The following is a 16627-nucleotide window of genomic DNA, read 5'->3' as shown; positions in this document are numbered from 1 at the left end:
TCCTCTCCTCAAATATATTAAGGAATATAGTGTCTAGTTATTTAGAAATACAATTAGCTCAACAACCCATAGAACTTTGTAAATTATTAAAAGTAGCAGATCTTGTCGCTGGTGGTGGTGAAGCAAAAGTAGTGATCAGCGAAGGCTATGTGTTACTTAATGGCGAAGTTGAATTTCAAAAAAGAAAAAAAGTTTACCATAATGATGTTGTTGAATTTAACGGTGAAGTTATTCAAGTAGTTGTTAACAAAGCACTAATAGAACAAGAACAAGAAGCTGAGCCTAAACAGCCAAGTGATCAAACGAATAGAAACGAAAAGAGTAAACAACACACTGAAGTTAACTCTCGTAACTCAGTAAAAGATGCCAGAAAACGTAAGCCTATTTCTTTTTAACAATAGGAAGCTATTAAGCTAGCTTTCATTCTTCCTCTTCTCTCCCTTAGTGCTAATTAGCTTTTTCTCCCAAAAAAGTGCCTGCCCTGTTTCAGCATTAAGTTCATAACCAGAAAAACCTAGCTTTTCATATGCCTTTTTAGCAATAGTATTGCCCTGCAATACTTCTAAGGTTAATTTACAACACCCTCTTTCGATTGCTATATTCTCAACTTCAGCGAACATTTTTAACGATAACCCCAAACCTCTATACTCAGCTAAAACACCACAATCATGAATATTGATTAAAGGTTTACATTGAAAAGTTGAAAAGCCTTCAACACAATTAATAATGCCTGCTGGTTTATTATCCACATAACAAAGTAATGTAAAAACATCATGTCGTTTTGCTAATGTCTTTGCAAGATTAAGCTGTGTATATTCACTCAACGCCTCTCCACCTCCCATAGGGTCAAGAGCATAAGCATTTAATAACATCACTAAATCATGTGAATCTTCTGGGTTATTATAGTCTGCTAATTTGAGTGTTACATTCATAATAAACCTATCATATAAGCTCTAAGAAACCTTTCATTCAGCATGGTGAGTTTGAATTGAAGGTAGAAATTACAATTTTGAATATGGCGCACTATACTCTTTATATGAATAAAGAAAAACCCTTATGTCAATATCAAGATCCAGATAATAACTCTCAACACCAATACTGTTGTGGCGAGCCTGCCATGGCATCGGGTTTGTGCTATTGGCATGACAAATCGCTGCCAAAACTGGGTGATGATGTAAAAGAGAAGTTAGAAAACTATGCTAAGTCTGGCGGCTTACTCCGTGGTATAGCGCTGTCTCGTACTCAACTGCAAGATATAAATCTTGTTAACCACCATAACAAACAAGGGTATGACTTCTCTCATGCCGATTTTTATCACGCTAATATTCGTGGCGGCCATTTGTTCAATATTAATTTACACAATGCCAGCATCATGAAAGCCGATTGTAGAGATGCGAATTTCAACTGTGCCAATTTAGAAAATGCTAATTTACTTGGCGTCAAATGGTCAGGTTGTAAGTTCGAAAATGTCAAAATAGGACAAAAAGTAATACAAGAGTTAAACGCTAAAACTGCCATTAAACAGGGTAAAGTTGAAGAATCTCATGATCTTCTTCAACAAGCAGAAGAAATTTATCGTGACTTACGAAAGCATGCTGAGCAAGAAGGTATCTTTACTTTATCAGGTTTTTTTATTCATAAAGAGCTAACAATGCGTCGCTTACAACTCCCCCGCTTTAGTATGAAACGGATCATGTCAAAATTGGTCGATGTTTTTTGTGGTTACGGCGAAGCACCACTTCGAATTGTCGGCCTTTCAATAGTCATTATTTTTATTTGTGCCGTGCTCTATTCGTTTACCGGATTAAACTACCAAGGCACTTTACACCAAGTATCAAGCACTCAAAGCTGGAGTGAGAATATTTCACTATTACTTTCATCTTTATATTTCTCTGTAGTAACCTTTACCACGTTAGGTTATGGAGACTTCAACCCGATAGGGCTTTCAAGGGCTATCGCCGCAGTAGAGGCCTTTACAGGTAGCTTTACTATCGCGTTATTTGTGGTTGTTTTTGTAAAAAAAATGACTCGATAATCGACGTTAAGTAACTATTTAGGCAATCGAGTATTTCTATTCATTAAATATGTCATTTATTACTGTTTCAACAGCATATGCCCTGCTAGAATAGCGACAATTTTATTTATTCATGACTAGTTTCCATTTATCTAGTTATACATTGTTTACGGAATTTTAGTGTTATGCGTACCAGCCAATATTTACTGTCTACTTTAAAAGAAACGCCTGCCAGTGCAGAAGTTATTAGTCATCAATTAATGCTTAGAGCAGGTCTTGTTCGAAACCTAGCTTCTGGTTTATACACTTGGTTACCTACTGGTTTACGCGTATTAAAAAAAGTTGAGAACATTGTTCGCGAAGAAATGCAACGAGCTGGCGCTAACGAAATTTTAATGCCAATGGTACAACCTTCTGACTTATGGGAAGAATCAGGTAGATTTGATGACTATGGGCCAGAGCTATTGCGTCTAAATGACCGTCATCAACGTCCTTTTGTTTTAGGCCCAACTCATGAAGAAGTTATCACTAAGCTAGTGGCTAATGAGCTGAGTAGTTATAAACAACTTCCTTTATCTTTATTCCAAATTCAAACCAAATTTCGTGATGAAATTCGCCCTCGCTTCGGTGTAATGCGTGGTCGAGAATTTTTAATGAAAGATGCGTACTCTTTCCACTTAGACCAAACATGTTTAGAAAAAACCTACCAAACCATGTTTGATGCCTATTGCAGAATATTTGACAGACTCGGTTTAAACTACCGCCCTGTATTGGCCGATACCGGTTCTATTGGTGGAGATGCCTCACATGAATTCCACGTACTTGCCGACTCTGGTGAAGATGATATCGCCTTTAGTGATAGCAGCGATTTTGCAGCTAACATTGAAAAAGCTGAGGCTTTAGCACCTCAAGGTGAGCGACCTCAAGCAACGCAATCGCTAACAAAAGTAGCAACGCCAGATCAAAAAACCATTGATGAAGTCGCAAGCTTCTTAAACGTTAATATATCAACCACAGTAAAAACCTTATTGGTTTGCGGCATTGAGAATGAGCAAGGTGAAACGCCAATCATTGCATTAGTGCTTAGGGGCGATCACCAACTTAACGAAATCAAAGCTGAGCATTTACCTCAAATAGCAAGTCCTTTAACTTTTGCTACTGACGAACAAATATTAGCTACTGCTAAGTGTAATGCTGGCTCTATCGGCCCTGTTTCGCTAGATTGTGAAGTAATTGTAGATAGAAGTGCCGCACACTTAAGTGATTTTGTCTGTGGTGCTAATGAAAATGATCAACACTTTACCGGTGCAAACTGGGACAGGGACTGTAATTCATATTCAGTTGAAGATATTCGAAATGTCGTAGAAGGCGATCCAAGTCCATGCGGTCAAGGTAATATCGTTATAAAACGCGGCATTGAAGTTGGTCATATTTTCCAACTTGGCAGCAAGTATGCCAAAGCAATGAACTGTGCAGTATTAAACGAAGGTGGTAAAAACCAAACTTTAACAATGGGTTGTTATGGTATTGGTGTTTCACGTATTGTCGCTGCAGCCATAGAGCAAAACCATGATAAATACGGTATCAAATGGCCACAAGCTATTGCGCCATTTCAAGTTGCAATCGTACCAATGAACATGGCTAAATCAGCCCGAGTGAAAGAAACAGCTGAAGCTTTATATGAACAATTAAACCAAACAGGTGTAGAAGTATTGTTTGATGATCGTAAAGAGCGCCCTGGTGTTATGTTTGCAGATCATGAACTCATAGGTACACCATTATTGTTAATTATCGGAGAGCGTAATTTAGACGCACAGCAAGTAGAACTAAAAAACCGAATTACTGGTGAAAAGTCACTTATTGCCATTGATGAAGTTAGCGCATTGTTTGCATAACTACTGGTTATACAATCAAGTAAAATAGGGGCTTAACGCCCCTTTTTTGTTTATATTGCCACCAAAAAATACTGGTTATTCTTTTTTACAACAAAAATGTAAAACTTTTCATTAAAAACTTAATTTTAGCTATTTCAATAAGCATCATTTTTAGCAACAATGGACAATTATATTCCAACTCAATAATTTAAGAAGTACTTCACCATGAAAGCAATCAACAAGTCATCTAAACTCAGTAATGTATGTTATGAAATTAGAGGACAAATTGCCGCAGAAGCCCGTCGTTTAGAAGATGAAGGGCACAAAATTCTTAAATTAAATATTGGTAACCCTGCTCCTTTTGGCTTTGAAGCGCCTGATGATATTTTAAAAGATGTTATACACAACTTGCCAAGCTCTCAGGGGTATAGTGAATCAAAAGGTATTTACTCTGCACGTGTAGCTGTTATGCAATACTTTCAACAGCAAGGCATTAAAGACGTTCGTGTTGATGATATTTTTATCGGTAACGGCGTTAGTGAACTTATTGTTATGTCCATGCAAGGTTTGCTTAATAATGATGATGAAGTATTAATACCTGCTCCTGATTACCCATTATGGACAGCAGCTGTGTCACTTTCTGGTGGTAAGCCTGTTCACTATCACTGTGATGATGAAAATTTTTGGTACCCCAACCTTAAAGATATGGAAGCCAAAATAACTGACAAAACAAAAGCAATTGTTTTAATAAACCCAAACAACCCTACTGGAGCAGTCTACCCTAAAGAGATTCTTGAAGGGATAATTGAACTAGCGAGAAAGCATTGTTTAATTATTTTCAGTGACGAAATTTACGATAAAATTCTTTATGATGAAGCGAAACATATTCCTACAGCATCATTAGCTCAAGATGTGCTAATTATTACTATGGGCGGCTTATCAAAAAATTACCGTATAGCTGGGTTTAGAGCGGGTTGGATGGTGGTTTCAGGGCCTAAAATTCATGCTGAAGATTATTTAGAAGGTCTCAATATTTTATCTTCGATGCGTTTGTGTGCCAATGTGCCTTGTCAACATGCTATTCAGACGGCGTTAGGCGGATATCAAAGTATTAATGAGCTTATTCAAGGTGATGGTCGTCTTATAAAACAACGCAACACTGCTATTAAAATGATCAATGAAATAGATGGCTTATCATGTAATCCTGCAATGGGAGCTTTATATCTTTTTGTAAAGGTGGATGCGGAAAAATTTAATATCAGCAATGATGAAAAAATGATTTTAGATTTGCTTAAGCAAGAAAAGATACTTTTAGTGCACGGTAGTGCCTTTAATATCAAAGAAAAAAATTATTTTAGGTTGGTCTTTCTTCCTCATGTAGATGAATTAGTACCAGCACTTGAGAAAATTAAAAACTTTTTTTCAACCTATAAACAACTTTAGTCTGGGCGAGAGAGCTCATCTAACGTTTGCATACATGCAGGAAATTGTGACTGATAAAACTCAGCAACTTCTGGCCATTGCTCGCAATGGCTAGTTACTCGTTTCTCTAACAAGTTACAAGCATCTGTGAATTCACGGTTTCCGCCATTTACCTCGGCTAAACTATAATGATAGGCTGCTAAATCATCTGCGGCCTTAACTATTGCTTTGGTTTGCGTATCAATATTCGCCTGGATCACAAAGGGCGCCATTGCTTCGTGCAAGTATTCTGGTAAGCCTTCATAAACCATAGAATGCTCAACTTCACTTTCAATCAGTTTTATTTGCTTAGTTAAATCTGGATTATAATACTTTAAAGGGCTAGGTATATCTCCCACTCCACCTGACTCTGAAGCTTCATGGTAAAGTGCAGCTATCGCGATAGCGGAAGGCTCATAACTTCTATTGAATTTAATTTGACCAATTAATGCTATTTGATGACTAATTAATGCCACTTCAAACGAGTGCTGAGCACAAGTCTCAGCTTCTCGTGTTGTCATTAATGGCCAACGAATAATTTTTCTAAGTCTGAGCATCCAAGCAGTAAAACTGCCTTTTTTATGATGAAACATATTTATCCCAAGTATAAGCTGCTCATTAATTGCAAAGCGTATTAATAATTATCAGGATACTGCTCTCTTATGCCAGTATAAGTCTCAAAATTATCAATAATAATATCAACTAATTTCGCTTCAAACTTAATATTTTTCTGCTCAATCAAATAAGCTTTTATTTTATCGTCAGGCCAAGGCTCTTTATAACAACGCGATGAACCTAGGGCGTCGAACACATCGGCAATAGCCATAATTCGAGCTTCAATCGGTATCTCTTCACCAACTAAACCATCAGGGTAACCTGAGCCGTCCCAGTTTTCATGGTGATAATGTGCTAATCGAGCAGCAAGCTTTGATACACTCACCGTTGATTTTTGTAAAATATCGCCACCAATTTGCGCGTGTGTTTTCATAATATTCCATTCATCACCCACAAGTTTTCCTGGTTTATGAAGAATATACTCAGGTATAGCAATTTTACCTAGATCATGTAAGGGTGCAGCTAAACGAAGTGCTTCAACAAAGGCTTTTGGCATACCCAGTTCTTGCGCAATTGACTCACAAATAAGCGCCACTCTCTTAACATGAGAGCCTGTTTCTTTGCTGCGAGCTTCTACAGCTTCTCCAACTATAAATAGTAGCTCTTTTTGCGTTTTCTCAATTTCTTTTTGTCGAGTTAAACCTTCTAGAATTAACGCTACATTAGTCGCAAATAATTCCGCCAAGTTCGCTTTGAAATGCTCATTATCATCTTCAAATTCAATATAAAGTACTGATGCAGCATTAACAGAGGCCTGATAATAGCCTACAAAACATTTGTCATCACTGTAATGAGATTGTTCATTAAATACTTGCTGAATTTTATCTTTAACTTCATTGCTAATATCTGAGCTTTCTAAAGAATCTGATTCACAGACATATTTCCCTGTACATGCAATAATTAAATTGGTTGCTTGCAAGTCAAAGTCAATTTGAGTACGGGCAATATATAAGGCTGAACTTTCAACGTTCATTAATGCTAATAAATGATCTAAAGCAGCAGAGCCAAAGGACTTTAATTGATTTATTTTCAATAAATCATGGGTGGTTTCAATCAGTTTTTTAAAGGCATCCAAACTACGTTGGATAGTCATGATATCACGATAGGCACGTATGCTTGCGTAAACTGTGGTGATCATTTTATTAGAAGTAAAGTCTGTTTTCTCTTTATAATCATTTATATCAAAATCTTTAATAACTTTAGCTTCTGGTGCTGTTCCTGCCTGTCCTGTTCTTAACACTAAACGAATGGATTGGTTCTTTAAATCTTCCCTAATCCATTGAACCAGTTCTAAGCCAGCATGATCCGTTTCCATGACCACATCTACAAATGCCATACAAAAATCATCATCATTAACTAGGATTTCTTTAGCTTCCGCCATGGAATAAACTGATACTATTTCTAGGTGACGGTTTTCTATTTCAGCATCGGCTAAAACTAATTTGGTAACTTGGTGAATAGAGTCATCATCATCAACAACTAATAAGCGCCACTTTTTTTGGGCTTTTTTAGTTAGTCCTTGTTCTGGCTCGACAGGTTCATCCTTAAAAATAAAATCATTCATTTCAATTAACTATTATGTAAAATGCCTTAACTAACAGTGTAATATAGAAAATAAAAATTGCACCAAAATAATTGAAAATATATAAAAAAAGCGGCTATTGCCGCTTATTTTTTAATGCTATGATTTCAAGCGTTTACTAAAACTGGCCAACAACTTGATGAACAATATCTCTAATAGTTGCTGATGGCGCTTCTTTATCTGATGAGGTAATACGCTTAACAGCCCAACCGTGCCAAGCTGGTTGACGGCTTTTGACATCATACACATCAACAGCCAATTTCCCTTCAGTATATTGTCTTACACGTGTTTCCGTGCCCATGTTACCACCGTACATACCGCCATAGTAACCACCGTAATAACCTCTTCCCCAACCAAAGCCAGTATTATAACTTGCAGGGTAGTGACTTACTTTAATTTTATCTCGATTACCTACAGTGTAAGAAATCGCAAAATCAGCTTTCTCAGAATCATCAATTAACTTATAGCCTTTTGCCATAAATGCTTTTTCTATTTCCGCATCAACTCTAGTTTTCATCACAGGATTGATATCTTCTGGTGGTGCCATAATTTTACCGGCAGTCAGCCATGCAAAAGTTTTATAATTAGTTGTATCTATTTTACTGTTTTTGTCAAAATTAACTTTTGCTTCATAAGTGCTAGAGCAACCAGCAATAACTACAACTAAAGCAGCAATAAACATTCTTTTTAAATTTGTCATTTTCTATTCCATTATTTGCTGATGAATTTCTGTTTATCAGCATACTCTATTAGTATTCTCAATATTGTCATGAAATGTAACCAGAAACAATAACAACCATTAACTATAGTCTGTTTTCATTTTAGCCCTTCTGTAAGGTCAATAGCGATATCAATTTATTTAATAACAATTTGCTGACTCATTGTAATTAATGGTTGACACTTATTGAGAAACCCTTTAAAAATAGAGCCATATATTGATAGATTTTTTAAACACTTTACTTAAAGTGAATAACAATGATTTTATTTTCTCAACTTAACATTCTCAATGTCGTCCTCATGGTCGTGGTGGTAGTCAAATCACTGCGAGGATTAGGTTGTGTAGAACGCTAAAAGAAAATAAAGCAAACAAACATAAAACCAAACCCTCGCTCTGAAATAGATCGAGGGTTTTTTATATTTTATTGTAAATAAAATTAAGGATAACAACATGACAACAGAGCTTTTCACTGGTGCTGAGATGGTTGTTAAAGCACTATCAGATCTAAACGTTAAATACATTTTTGGCTACCCAGGTGGCTCAGTATTAGATCTATATGATGCTATTTTTCAACAAGATGATATTGAGCATATTCTTGTTCGTCATGAACAAGCAGCTACTCATATGGCAGATGGTTACACGAGAGCTACAGGTGAAGTTGGTGTGGTATTAGCAACTTCGGGCCCTGGTGCAACCAATTGTGTAACAGGCATTGCAACAGCCTATATGGACTCTATTCCTATGGTAGTGCTTGCTGGACAAGTCCCTACAACGCTTATTGGAAACGATGCTTTTCAAGAAACAGATATTGTTGGTTGTACTCGACCTATCATAAAACATAGCTTTAATTGCCGTGATTTAGCCGATATCCCTAATGTATTAGCTAAGGCCTTTTATATTGCTAGTACAGGACGCCCTGGGCCAGTTGTTGTTGAACTACCAAAAGATTTATTGATTCCTCAAAATAAGGCGCAATACAGTATTGAGCTCGATGTAAAAATGCGCTCTTATAACCCGAATGTAAAAGGTCACCCTAAACAAATACGCAAAGCGGTAAAAACGATTAGTGAAGCTAAAAAGCTTGTTGTTTATTCTGGCGGCGGTATAGTGCTTGCCGACGCATCCGAGCTGTTAACTAAATTAGTTGAAACACTTAAAGCGCCTGTAACCAATACGTTAATGGGCCTAGGTGGTATATCAGGTACCCATGAAAATTTTGTTGGTATGCTAGGCATGCACGGCTCATTTGAAGCTAATAAAACTATGGCAAATGCTGATGTTATTTTAGCGTTAGGCGTTAGGTTTGATGACAGGGTAACGAATAATGTCGAAAAGTTCTGTCCTAATGCCACTATTATTCATGTTGATATTGACCCTACCTCTATTTCAAAAACAATTAATGCTCATGTACCTGTTGTAGGATTAGTTGATATTGTCATGCAGCAGATATTGGATGAATTGACCGCGACCAACTTCACACCAAATGAAGAGGCGCTAAAAGAATGGTGGCAGCAAATTCATTTATGGCGAGATATGCGTCACGTTGGCTATAAGCAAGAAGAAGGTGAAAAAATTAAGCCTCAACGAGTTGTAGAAGCGATGTATAAAATCACCCAAGGTAAAGCTTACATAGCTTCTGATGTAGGGCAGCACCAAATGTTTGCCGCGCAATATTATCCTTTTGCTAAACCCCGCCAATGGATAAATTCAGGTGGCGCTGGCACTATGGGATTTGGTTTGCCTGCAGCTATGGGTGTTAAATTAGCCTTCCCAGATCAGCATGTAATATGTATTACAGGTGATGGTTCAATTCAAATGAATATTCAAGAATTATCAACCTGTATGCAATACAATTTACCCGTAGTTATAGTTGCTTTGAACAATCGTTCTTTAGGCATGGTACGCCAATGGCAGGATATGGTTTATGGTGGTAGACACTCCTCGTCTTATATGGAGTCATTACCTGACTTTACTAAAATAGCCGAAGCTTACGGGCATGTAGGTATTAAAATTGATACCTTAGAAGAACTTGATAGTAAGCTAGAAGAAGCTTTTAGTATCAAAGATAAACTTGTGTTTGTGGATGTACTGGTCGATGAAAAAGAACATGTTTATCCTATGCAAATTCGCCATGGTGCTATTGATGACATGTGGGTTGAAAAAGGAGTAAAAGCATAATGCGTCATATTTTATCAATTTTATTAGAAAACGAACCCGGAGCACTATCACGTATTGTTGGGCTTTTTTCTCAACGTGCATTTAATATTGAAAGCTTAACCGTAGCTCCTACAGACGATAACACCTTATCACGTATTACTATTGCTACCATTGGTGATGATAAAATACTTGAGCAAATCGTTAAACAAGTTAACAAGTTAGTGGATGTTATCAAAATTACTGACCTTACAGAGCGCAAGCATGTAGAGCGTGAGCTTCTATTAGTAAAAGTTGCTGCTATGAATGATACATCTCGCACAGAAGTCAAACGTATTAGTGATATTTTTAGAGGTTCTATCGTAGATATTGGTAAGCAAATTTACACTATTGAACTTACCGGCAGTAGCAATAAACTCAATGCGTTCATTGAAGCATTAAATAATGAAACTGAAATTATTGAATCTGTCCGTTCTGGCTGCGTTGGTATTGCACGTGGTGAGAAAGCATTAAGGGTTTAAAATGGTGGCCGTAAGGTAAGTTATTTTACGGCCGTTTATTTTCATTCAAAGAGCAAAAAAATGATTAAATTAGGTAAATATCAACACTTTAAAGGTAACTACTATCAAGTTCTTCACCTAGCTCGTCATAGTGAAACTGAAGAATATTTAGTAGTTTACCACCCAGAAAACAACAAAGACGATCTTTGGATAAGACCATTAAACATGTTTACAGAAGAGATAGTGCGAGATGGGAAACGCATGCAGCGCTTTCAATATGTAGCTGATTAGCTGATAGCAAAAAAGCTATGCTCTTGCCAATCAACTTGTTTGTGCTGCACTTGGCTAACTTCTGCGTTTTTCGGTCCTTGCGCTAACCAAGTTAGCATCTTTTCGACATTTTCTTCTTCGCCACAAAGCATCAATTCAACATCACCATCAGCTAAGTTTTTAGCGTAGCCACTTAAGCAATAATCAATGGCTTTTTGTTGACTTGATACTCTGAAATATACGCCCTGTACCTTACCTGACACATGAACAATGTAGCTTACCTTCATAAAATATACTCTTTTTATTTGTATTATTAATTAGAGTATAGACGCTTTAGAAGAAGTGGGAAAAATTAACCGTTATAAAAACAAACTACTGACCAAAGTCACTGAGAAACTAATGAGTTATAGCAAGTTTAACCTTTTCTTTATAACTGCGACTGACCTTTAATTCTTTACCATTTTTCAATACTAGAAAGTACTCACCATTGACTTGGTTACAAAACTTTTGAATATAGTGTTTATTGACAATAGTTGAACGGTGGTTTCGAATAAAAATTTTAGGATCTAAATGTTCTTCTAATTGCTTCATTGTTTTGCGCAAAATCAGCGTATTCTCTTGACTGTCAGTTGCTGAAGTACTACATGTATGAACACACATATAATCACCTGCAGCATCAATCCAAATAATATCTTTAACAGGAACACGGCTCACTTCACCCGCATCTTTTATCGCTAAAACATCAGAATAGCTCGATAAACTTACCGGCTGATTATTATCAAGTTCTTCCCTAATTTTCTGGCAATCATTACCCGTTACATCACTTACTAACTGAATAAGTTTAGCTTTATGCTCAGCATCGGTTGTTGAACTAAAATGTTGTCGTATTTTATCTATAGCTTGATCGAGACGCTGCTCATCCGCAGGTTTCATAATGTAGTCTAAGGCGTGTACTTCAAATGCTTTTATAGCATATTGATCATAAGCGGTTGCAAAAACAATTCTCGGTAACTTTAGCCCTTGTTTAGTTAACTCTTCTATCACTTGAAAGCCATTTAAACCGGGCATTTGAATATCAAGAAACATTAAATCAACTTGATAAGCTCTGATCGCTTCTATCGCTTCTCTACCATTACTACACTGAGCAACTACATTGATATCATCATAGGCTTGTAAGCGTACCATCAAGCCTTTACGTGCCAAAGGCTCGTCATCAACAATGATTGTTCTAAGTGTCATATTTAATACTCGGTTTCCATGTAAAGTAAACTAGTCACCAACATACTCAAGTGGCATTCGTATATTCACTTTTACACCAGAAGGGGCATTATTGGCAACTAATAAAGAAAAATTATCTTTATATAAAGCTTGTAATCTTTCGCGTGTATTGACTAAACCAACACCGCTTTCTCTCGACAAATTACCATCAACAATATCAGCACCAGGCCCATCATCTGCAACTTCAATCATTAAATCATGAGCAAAATGATTAACACTAATAGTAATAGAGCCACCTTGCTCTTGAATTGCTATCGCATGTTTAATCGCATTCTCAGCCAATGGTTGCAAAATCATACTGGGCACTAAAGCCTTATGACAATCTTCACTAATATTAAAGTGAACTTGTAATCTGTCTTCAAAACGCACTTTTTCTATAGCCAAATAAAGCTCTAATGCTTGAATTTCGCTACTTAAAGTCACTTTTTTCATTGGATCTTTATCAAGAGAATAACGTAAAAACTCACTCAATTTAGTAACCATACTGTTGGCTGTGACATTTTCTTTTAATAAAATAAGAGTAGAAATTGCATTTAAAGTATTAAATAAGAAGTGTGGGTTTAACTGATATCTAAGCATTTTCAACTGCGCTTGATGAGCAACAGTATTCGCTTTTAATACCCGCTGTTTTTCTAATTGGAACATTTGATAGTACTTAGTGCCAAAGTACAAGCCGCTCCAACTTAATATAATGTAAAAAGACCAAACACTCGATTTTGTATACATCAACCAAAAGTCAGGCTGATATCCATGTTTGTATATTTCCCAATAATTGATATTTTTGACAACTTGCCATAAAACACCCGTAAAATATGAAGCAAAAACAACAACCAAAGCAATTTTAACCGGCGAAAGGTTCCAAACACGACGGTAAACATAGCGTAACGGCACAGTAAACAACCAGCCAGCATAAGCATTTAGAAAAATAATCACGACAAAAATATCACGTAAATCATGCAGCAATGAGCCGAGGTAATGAACTAATGCAAAACCTAACCAACCTGCGCTATGAGCTAACCAAAATAGACGATTTCTATCTTCTAGCAATTCTTTCCAATTCACATAAAGTCCTAAGATGACTAATTTTTTCTTTATAGTTTAATTATGCGCTAGCCACCACTTAAGTGCACGACCTTTAATCGTAACTTTGTAACCGTTTATCGCTTTTCTGAACCTTAATACCCAATCAAATTGCTAACATGGGTCCTAAACGTTGACCACCTAATAGGTGCATATGGATATGGAAAACCTCTTGGCCACCGTCTTCATTACAGTTCATAATTAATCGATAACCGTTATCATCAATCCCTTCTTCTTTAGCAAGTTTTTTAGCGACAGTAATCATACGCCCTAACGCTAATTCGTCCTGGTCAGTCACATCATTTATTGTTGGGATCAACTTATTAGGAATAATCAATATATGCGTATTCGCTCTTGGCGCTATATCTCGAAACGCTGTAACGAGATCATCTTGATATAACAAAGGAGTTGGGATTTCTTGGCGAATTATTTTTGAAAAAATAGTTTCTTCTGTCATGTTAACTTCTCAAATTTCAATGAATAGCGATAGTCTAGCGTGAAACAAAAAATTTAGAAAATTTTTATACTCATCAACCACATTTATTGACCTTAATCAAACCTCGTTACCACTAATATGTGACATGCTAACCCTTAAAATAATAGATAGATTTTTTTGGCTACATTAAGCGAACTTGAGGTTAACCATGGAAATAGATTACAGTGAAATAAATTACCTACAAGATCCAAAAGAACAAGAATTGCATGCAGATTACATTCAATTCTTACTTTCGATGACTGGCCCAACGGTTATAGATATTACCGGACAAAATACTGATTCGTGCCGAGTATTCATCACGCTTTTACAAGGGGATGAGCCCTCAGGGTTAATTGCTATACACAGATGGTTAACTACTAGAGATATCAATGAGTTACCCTATACGAATATACGTTTTATCATTTGTTCTATAGAATCAGCTTCAAAAAAACCTATGTTCACAAACCGCTTTATTGAAGGCAGTAAAGATATCAATCGTTGTTTTGGAACCATTGGGCAACAACACACTTTTCAAGATGATCAGCAAGGCTGTTACGAAAGAGCAAGGCTCATTGAACAAGCAATTCGAGATGTAGAGCCTGCAATGGTCATAGATCTTCATAATGCTTCAAGCCCAGGGCCTACTTTTTCAGTGAGCTCAACCGTTACTACAGACACATTATCCCTTGCCTCTTTCTTTTGCCAAACCTTAATTTTATCAGACTTAAGTTTAGGCTCATTAATGGAGCAAGACTTTTCTTGTCCTTTTATCACCATAGAATGCGGTGGTAGTCTCGATGAGCAAGCTCATGAGGTTGCTTTTGCTGGAATAACACAATTAACCCAATGTCATAATGTCGGCTATATGCATCAAGAAAAAAATGTCGAAGTCATCTACAGGCCGCTTCGTTTACAAGTTAAACCAGGTGTAAACCTTTCTTACGCTGAGCATGATGAAGGTTATAGCGGAGTCACATTAAAAAATAATATCGAGTACTTTAACTTTGGTGGCGCCCATCAAGATGAAATGATTGGATGGATAGATGGTAATGGTTTAAACAATCTACAACTATTAGATAAACATGGGGAAAATATTATCCATGAATATTTTCATACCCGAGAAAACCAAGTTGTTTGTAAACAAAACCTTCGTATTTTCAAAGCTACCACAAATAAAAAAGCAGCCTTAAGTGACTGTTTATTTTATGTGGTAAAACACACTAATACTGAAGATTAACTATTACGTGAGTACATAATAGTGATAGAGCTTTTTAACCCTTTAATAAATAATAGGAAGCTCGATAACTGGCGTATCAGAAAACTCAATTGCCGCTAAATATTGCTCACTTGCTAACTGTGCACTATCATTTGAACTAGCATGTACCCTTGCCAGTATATCCCCTCTATTGACAAGAGTGCCGACAGGTAAAACGCGATCTATACCGACACTATGATCTATTTTTGCATTATTATTAACCCTTCCGCCGCCAAGACCTACAATAGCAAATCCAATACTTTTTGTGTTCATAGCACTGATATAACCATGTTGCGGTGCAAGAACATCAACAATATAATTAGCTTTACTCATTGATTGCCAAGGATCTTCAATAAGATTACTAGGTCCACCTAAAGCACAAATCATTTTTCCAAAGATTTCAGCCGCTTCACCCGACGATAAAGCGGTTTCAATTTTAGCTTCAGCTTCAAGTTCATCATTACACAAGCCGGTATTAATGAGCATGGCTTTAGCAAGTGTAACAACCACTTTATGAAGTCTAGGCTCTCTCAGTTTGCCAGTCAGATACTTTACTGTCTCGTAAATTTCTAGAGCATTACCTGCAGTACTACCGAGCACTTGATTCATATCAGTAATAATGGCTTGCGTTTTAACGCCAGCAATATTTGCAACATGGCTGATACTAGTTGCCAGTATTTTAGCTTCATTTAATGACGTCATTTGAGCGCCATTACCTACTTTAATGTCCATCACTAAAGCATCTAGGCCTGCAGCCAGCTTTTTAGATAAAATTGACGCGGTAATTAACTCAATTGACGCCACTGTTGCGGTAATATCTCGAATAGCATACAACCGCTTATCAGCAGGTGCTAGCTGAGGTGTTTGGGAAATGATCGCCATACCAAGCTTAGATACGACAGCTTTAAATTTCGACAAACTAGGTTGTACGTTAAAGCCAGTGATACTCTCTAGCTTATCGGCTGTTCCTCCCGTATGTCCAAGACCTCGCCCTGAAATCATTGGCACATAACCACCGCAAGCCGCAATAATGGCTGCTAACATAAAGCTAACTTTATCACCCACACCACCGGTAGAATGTTTATCTACTATTGGGCCTTCAATTCCCTGCCAAGACAATACTTTACCAGAGTGCATCATAGCCTGAGTTAAAGCCACGGTTTCTTGTTCACAAAGCCCCTGCTGGAAAATAGCCATTGCCATAGCACCTACTTGGGCGTCATTAAAATGTTTTGAAACTAAGCCTTCAACAAAAAAATTGATTTCATCGTTGCTGAGTATTTTATTATCTCGTTTTTTGGCAATAATCTCTTGAGGTAATATCATGAACTAAAATCCTTATGTGCAATCT

The 16627-nt window shown here is 36.8% G+C and carries 17 protein-coding genes; 8 read left to right on the top strand and 9 right to left on the bottom strand.

What is annotated here, in order from left to right; translation table 11 throughout:
* The first annotated feature begins 29 nt into the window (after positions 1-29).
* Positions 30-395 (top strand): RNA-binding S4 domain-containing protein, encoded by a 366-nt coding sequence (locus AC27GZ_RS07980; RefSeq protein WP_487094417.1) that lies wholly within the window; start codon positions 30-32, stop codon positions 393-395.
* An 18-nt stretch (positions 396-413) separates the two neighbouring features.
* On the opposite strand, the gene AC27GZ_RS07975 is transcribed toward AC27GZ_RS07980, so the two are convergent.
* Positions 414-932, bottom strand: coding sequence for a GNAT family N-acetyltransferase (locus AC27GZ_RS07975; protein WP_487094415.1), 519 nt, complete (start codon positions 930-932; stop codon positions 414-416).
* Positions 933-1036: 104 nt separating this feature from the next.
* On the opposite strand from AC27GZ_RS07975, the gene AC27GZ_RS07970 reads away from it, so the two are divergent.
* From AC27GZ_RS07970 to AC27GZ_RS07960, 3 genes are all read left to right on the top strand, one after another.
* Positions 1037-2035, top strand: a complete 999-nt coding sequence (locus tag AC27GZ_RS07970) for an ion channel (protein ID WP_487094413.1) — start codon at positions 1037-1039, stop codon at positions 2033-2035.
* Positions 2036-2199: 164 nt separating this feature from the next.
* Complete coding sequence (locus tag AC27GZ_RS07965; RefSeq protein WP_487094411.1) at positions 2200-3909, top strand: proline--tRNA ligase; 1710 nt, start codon at positions 2200-2202, stop codon at positions 3907-3909.
* A gap of 204 nt (positions 3910-4113) precedes the next feature.
* On the top strand, positions 4114-5331 hold the full coding sequence (locus tag AC27GZ_RS07960; RefSeq protein WP_487094409.1) for a pyridoxal phosphate-dependent aminotransferase: 1218 nt from the start codon (positions 4114-4116) through the stop codon (positions 5329-5331).
* On the opposite strand, the gene yfbR is transcribed toward AC27GZ_RS07960, so the two are convergent.
* The 3 genes from yfbR to AC27GZ_RS07945 all read right to left on the bottom strand — a co-directional run bounded on the left by yfbR (position 5328) and on the right by AC27GZ_RS07945 (position 8246).
* Positions 5328-5942 (bottom strand): 5'-deoxynucleotidase, encoded by a 615-nt coding sequence (gene yfbR / locus AC27GZ_RS07955; protein ID WP_487094407.1) that lies wholly within the window; start codon positions 5940-5942, stop codon positions 5328-5330. The genes AC27GZ_RS07960 and yfbR overlap by 4 nt on opposite strands.
* A gap of 41 nt (positions 5943-5983) precedes the next feature.
* Positions 5984-7528, bottom strand: coding sequence for an HD domain-containing phosphohydrolase (locus AC27GZ_RS07950; RefSeq protein ID WP_487094405.1), 1545 nt, complete (start codon positions 7526-7528; stop codon positions 5984-5986).
* 136 nt (positions 7529-7664) lie between these two features.
* Positions 7665-8246, bottom strand: coding sequence for a DUF4136 domain-containing protein (locus tag AC27GZ_RS07945; protein ID WP_487094403.1), 582 nt, complete (start codon positions 8244-8246; stop codon positions 7665-7667).
* Between the two features lie 468 nt (positions 8247-8714).
* Between AC27GZ_RS07945 and AC27GZ_RS07940 the strand changes: the two genes are divergently transcribed.
* The 3 genes from AC27GZ_RS07940 to AC27GZ_RS07930 are packed head-to-tail and all read left to right on the top strand — an operon-like array spanning position 8715 to position 11209.
* The gene (locus AC27GZ_RS07940) at positions 8715-10442 is read left to right on the top strand and encodes an acetolactate synthase 3 large subunit (protein WP_487094401.1); all 1728 of its coding nucleotides are present in this window, start codon (positions 8715-8717) and stop codon (positions 10440-10442) included.
* On the top strand, positions 10442-10939 hold the full coding sequence (ilvN, locus tag AC27GZ_RS07935; RefSeq protein WP_487094399.1) for an acetolactate synthase small subunit: 498 nt from the start codon (positions 10442-10444) through the stop codon (positions 10937-10939). The genes AC27GZ_RS07940 and ilvN overlap by 1 nt, the downstream gene beginning before the upstream one ends.
* A gap of 60 nt (positions 10940-10999) precedes the next feature.
* Positions 11000-11209 (top strand): DUF1653 domain-containing protein, encoded by a 210-nt coding sequence (locus AC27GZ_RS07930; RefSeq protein WP_487094397.1) that lies wholly within the window; start codon positions 11000-11002, stop codon positions 11207-11209.
* Here AC27GZ_RS07930 and AC27GZ_RS07925 read toward each other — a convergent pair.
* The 4 genes from AC27GZ_RS07925 to AC27GZ_RS07910 form a co-directional block, all read right to left on the bottom strand.
* The gene (locus tag AC27GZ_RS07925) at positions 11206-11475 is read right to left on the bottom strand and encodes an acylphosphatase (protein WP_487094395.1); all 270 of its coding nucleotides are present in this window, start codon (positions 11473-11475) and stop codon (positions 11206-11208) included. The two genes, AC27GZ_RS07930 and AC27GZ_RS07925, sit on opposite strands and share 4 nt — an antisense overlap.
* A 109-nt stretch (positions 11476-11584) precedes the next feature.
* Positions 11585-12427, bottom strand: a complete 843-nt coding sequence (locus AC27GZ_RS07920) for a LytR/AlgR family response regulator transcription factor (RefSeq protein WP_487094393.1) — start codon at positions 12425-12427, stop codon at positions 11585-11587.
* 30 nt (positions 12428-12457) lie between these two features.
* Positions 12458-13528, bottom strand: a complete 1071-nt coding sequence (locus tag AC27GZ_RS07915; RefSeq protein WP_487094391.1) for a sensor histidine kinase — start codon at positions 13526-13528, stop codon at positions 12458-12460.
* A 124-nt stretch (positions 13529-13652) separates the two neighbouring features.
* Complete coding sequence (locus AC27GZ_RS07910; protein ID WP_487094388.1) at positions 13653-14003, bottom strand: HIT domain-containing protein; 351 nt, start codon at positions 14001-14003, stop codon at positions 13653-13655.
* A 187-nt stretch (positions 14004-14190) separates the two neighbouring features.
* On the opposite strand from AC27GZ_RS07910, the gene AC27GZ_RS07905 reads away from it, so the two are divergent.
* Entirely contained in the window at positions 14191-15258 is a 1068-nt protein-coding gene (locus tag AC27GZ_RS07905; RefSeq protein ID WP_487094386.1) for a M14 family metallopeptidase, read from the top strand.
* Positions 15259-15300: 42 nt separating this feature from the next.
* Here the strand turns inward: AC27GZ_RS07905 and deoA are convergent, their stop codons facing one another.
* On the bottom strand, positions 15301-16602 hold the full coding sequence (gene deoA, locus AC27GZ_RS07900) for a thymidine phosphorylase (RefSeq protein WP_487094384.1): 1302 nt from the start codon (positions 16600-16602) through the stop codon (positions 15301-15303).
* Positions 16603-16627 lie beyond the last annotated feature (25 nt).

Source organism: Colwellia sp. SU-HH00943 (assembly GCF_057546125.1).
Note: the sequence above shows the minus strand (reverse complement) of the source record. Positions and strands in the feature narration are given on the sequence as shown.

Excerpts from the sequence above, each read along its gene's own strand:
- AC27GZ_RS07975 (WP_487094415.1), bottom strand. The coding sequence starts at position 932 with ATGAATGTAACACTCAAATTAGCAGACTATAATAACCCAGAAGATTCA.
- AC27GZ_RS07970 (WP_487094413.1), top strand. The coding sequence starts at position 1,037 with ATGAATAAAGAAAAACCCTTATGTCAATATCAAGATCCAGATAATAAC.
- AC27GZ_RS07965 (WP_487094411.1), top strand. The coding sequence starts at position 2,200 with ATGCGTACCAGCCAATATTTACTGTCTACTTTAAAAGAAACGCCTGCC.
- AC27GZ_RS07960 (WP_487094409.1), top strand. The coding sequence starts at position 4,114 with ATGAAAGCAATCAACAAGTCATCTAAACTCAGTAATGTATGTTATGAA.
- yfbR (WP_487094407.1), bottom strand. The coding sequence starts at position 5,942 with ATGTTTCATCATAAAAAAGGCAGTTTTACTGCTTGGATGCTCAGACTT.
- AC27GZ_RS07950 (WP_487094405.1), bottom strand. The coding sequence starts at position 7,528 with ATGAATGATTTTATTTTTAAGGATGAACCTGTCGAGCCAGAACAAGGA.
- AC27GZ_RS07945 (WP_487094403.1), bottom strand. The coding sequence starts at position 8,246 with ATGACAAATTTAAAAAGAATGTTTATTGCTGCTTTAGTTGTAGTTATT.
- AC27GZ_RS07940 (WP_487094401.1), top strand. The coding sequence starts at position 8,715 with ATGACAACAGAGCTTTTCACTGGTGCTGAGATGGTTGTTAAAGCACTA.
- ilvN (WP_487094399.1), top strand. The coding sequence starts at position 10,442 with ATGCGTCATATTTTATCAATTTTATTAGAAAACGAACCCGGAGCACTA.
- AC27GZ_RS07930 (WP_487094397.1), top strand. The coding sequence starts at position 11,000 with ATGATTAAATTAGGTAAATATCAACACTTTAAAGGTAACTACTATCAA.
- AC27GZ_RS07925 (WP_487094395.1), bottom strand. The coding sequence starts at position 11,475 with ATGAAGGTAAGCTACATTGTTCATGTGTCAGGTAAGGTACAGGGCGTA.
- AC27GZ_RS07920 (WP_487094393.1), bottom strand. The coding sequence starts at position 12,427 with ATGACACTTAGAACAATCATTGTTGATGACGAGCCTTTGGCACGTAAA.
- AC27GZ_RS07910 (WP_487094388.1), bottom strand. The coding sequence starts at position 14,003 with ATGACAGAAGAAACTATTTTTTCAAAAATAATTCGCCAAGAAATCCCA.
- AC27GZ_RS07905 (WP_487094386.1), top strand. The coding sequence starts at position 14,191 with ATGGAAATAGATTACAGTGAAATAAATTACCTACAAGATCCAAAAGAA.
- deoA (WP_487094384.1), bottom strand. The coding sequence starts at position 16,602 with ATGATATTACCTCAAGAGATTATTGCCAAAAAACGAGATAATAAAATA.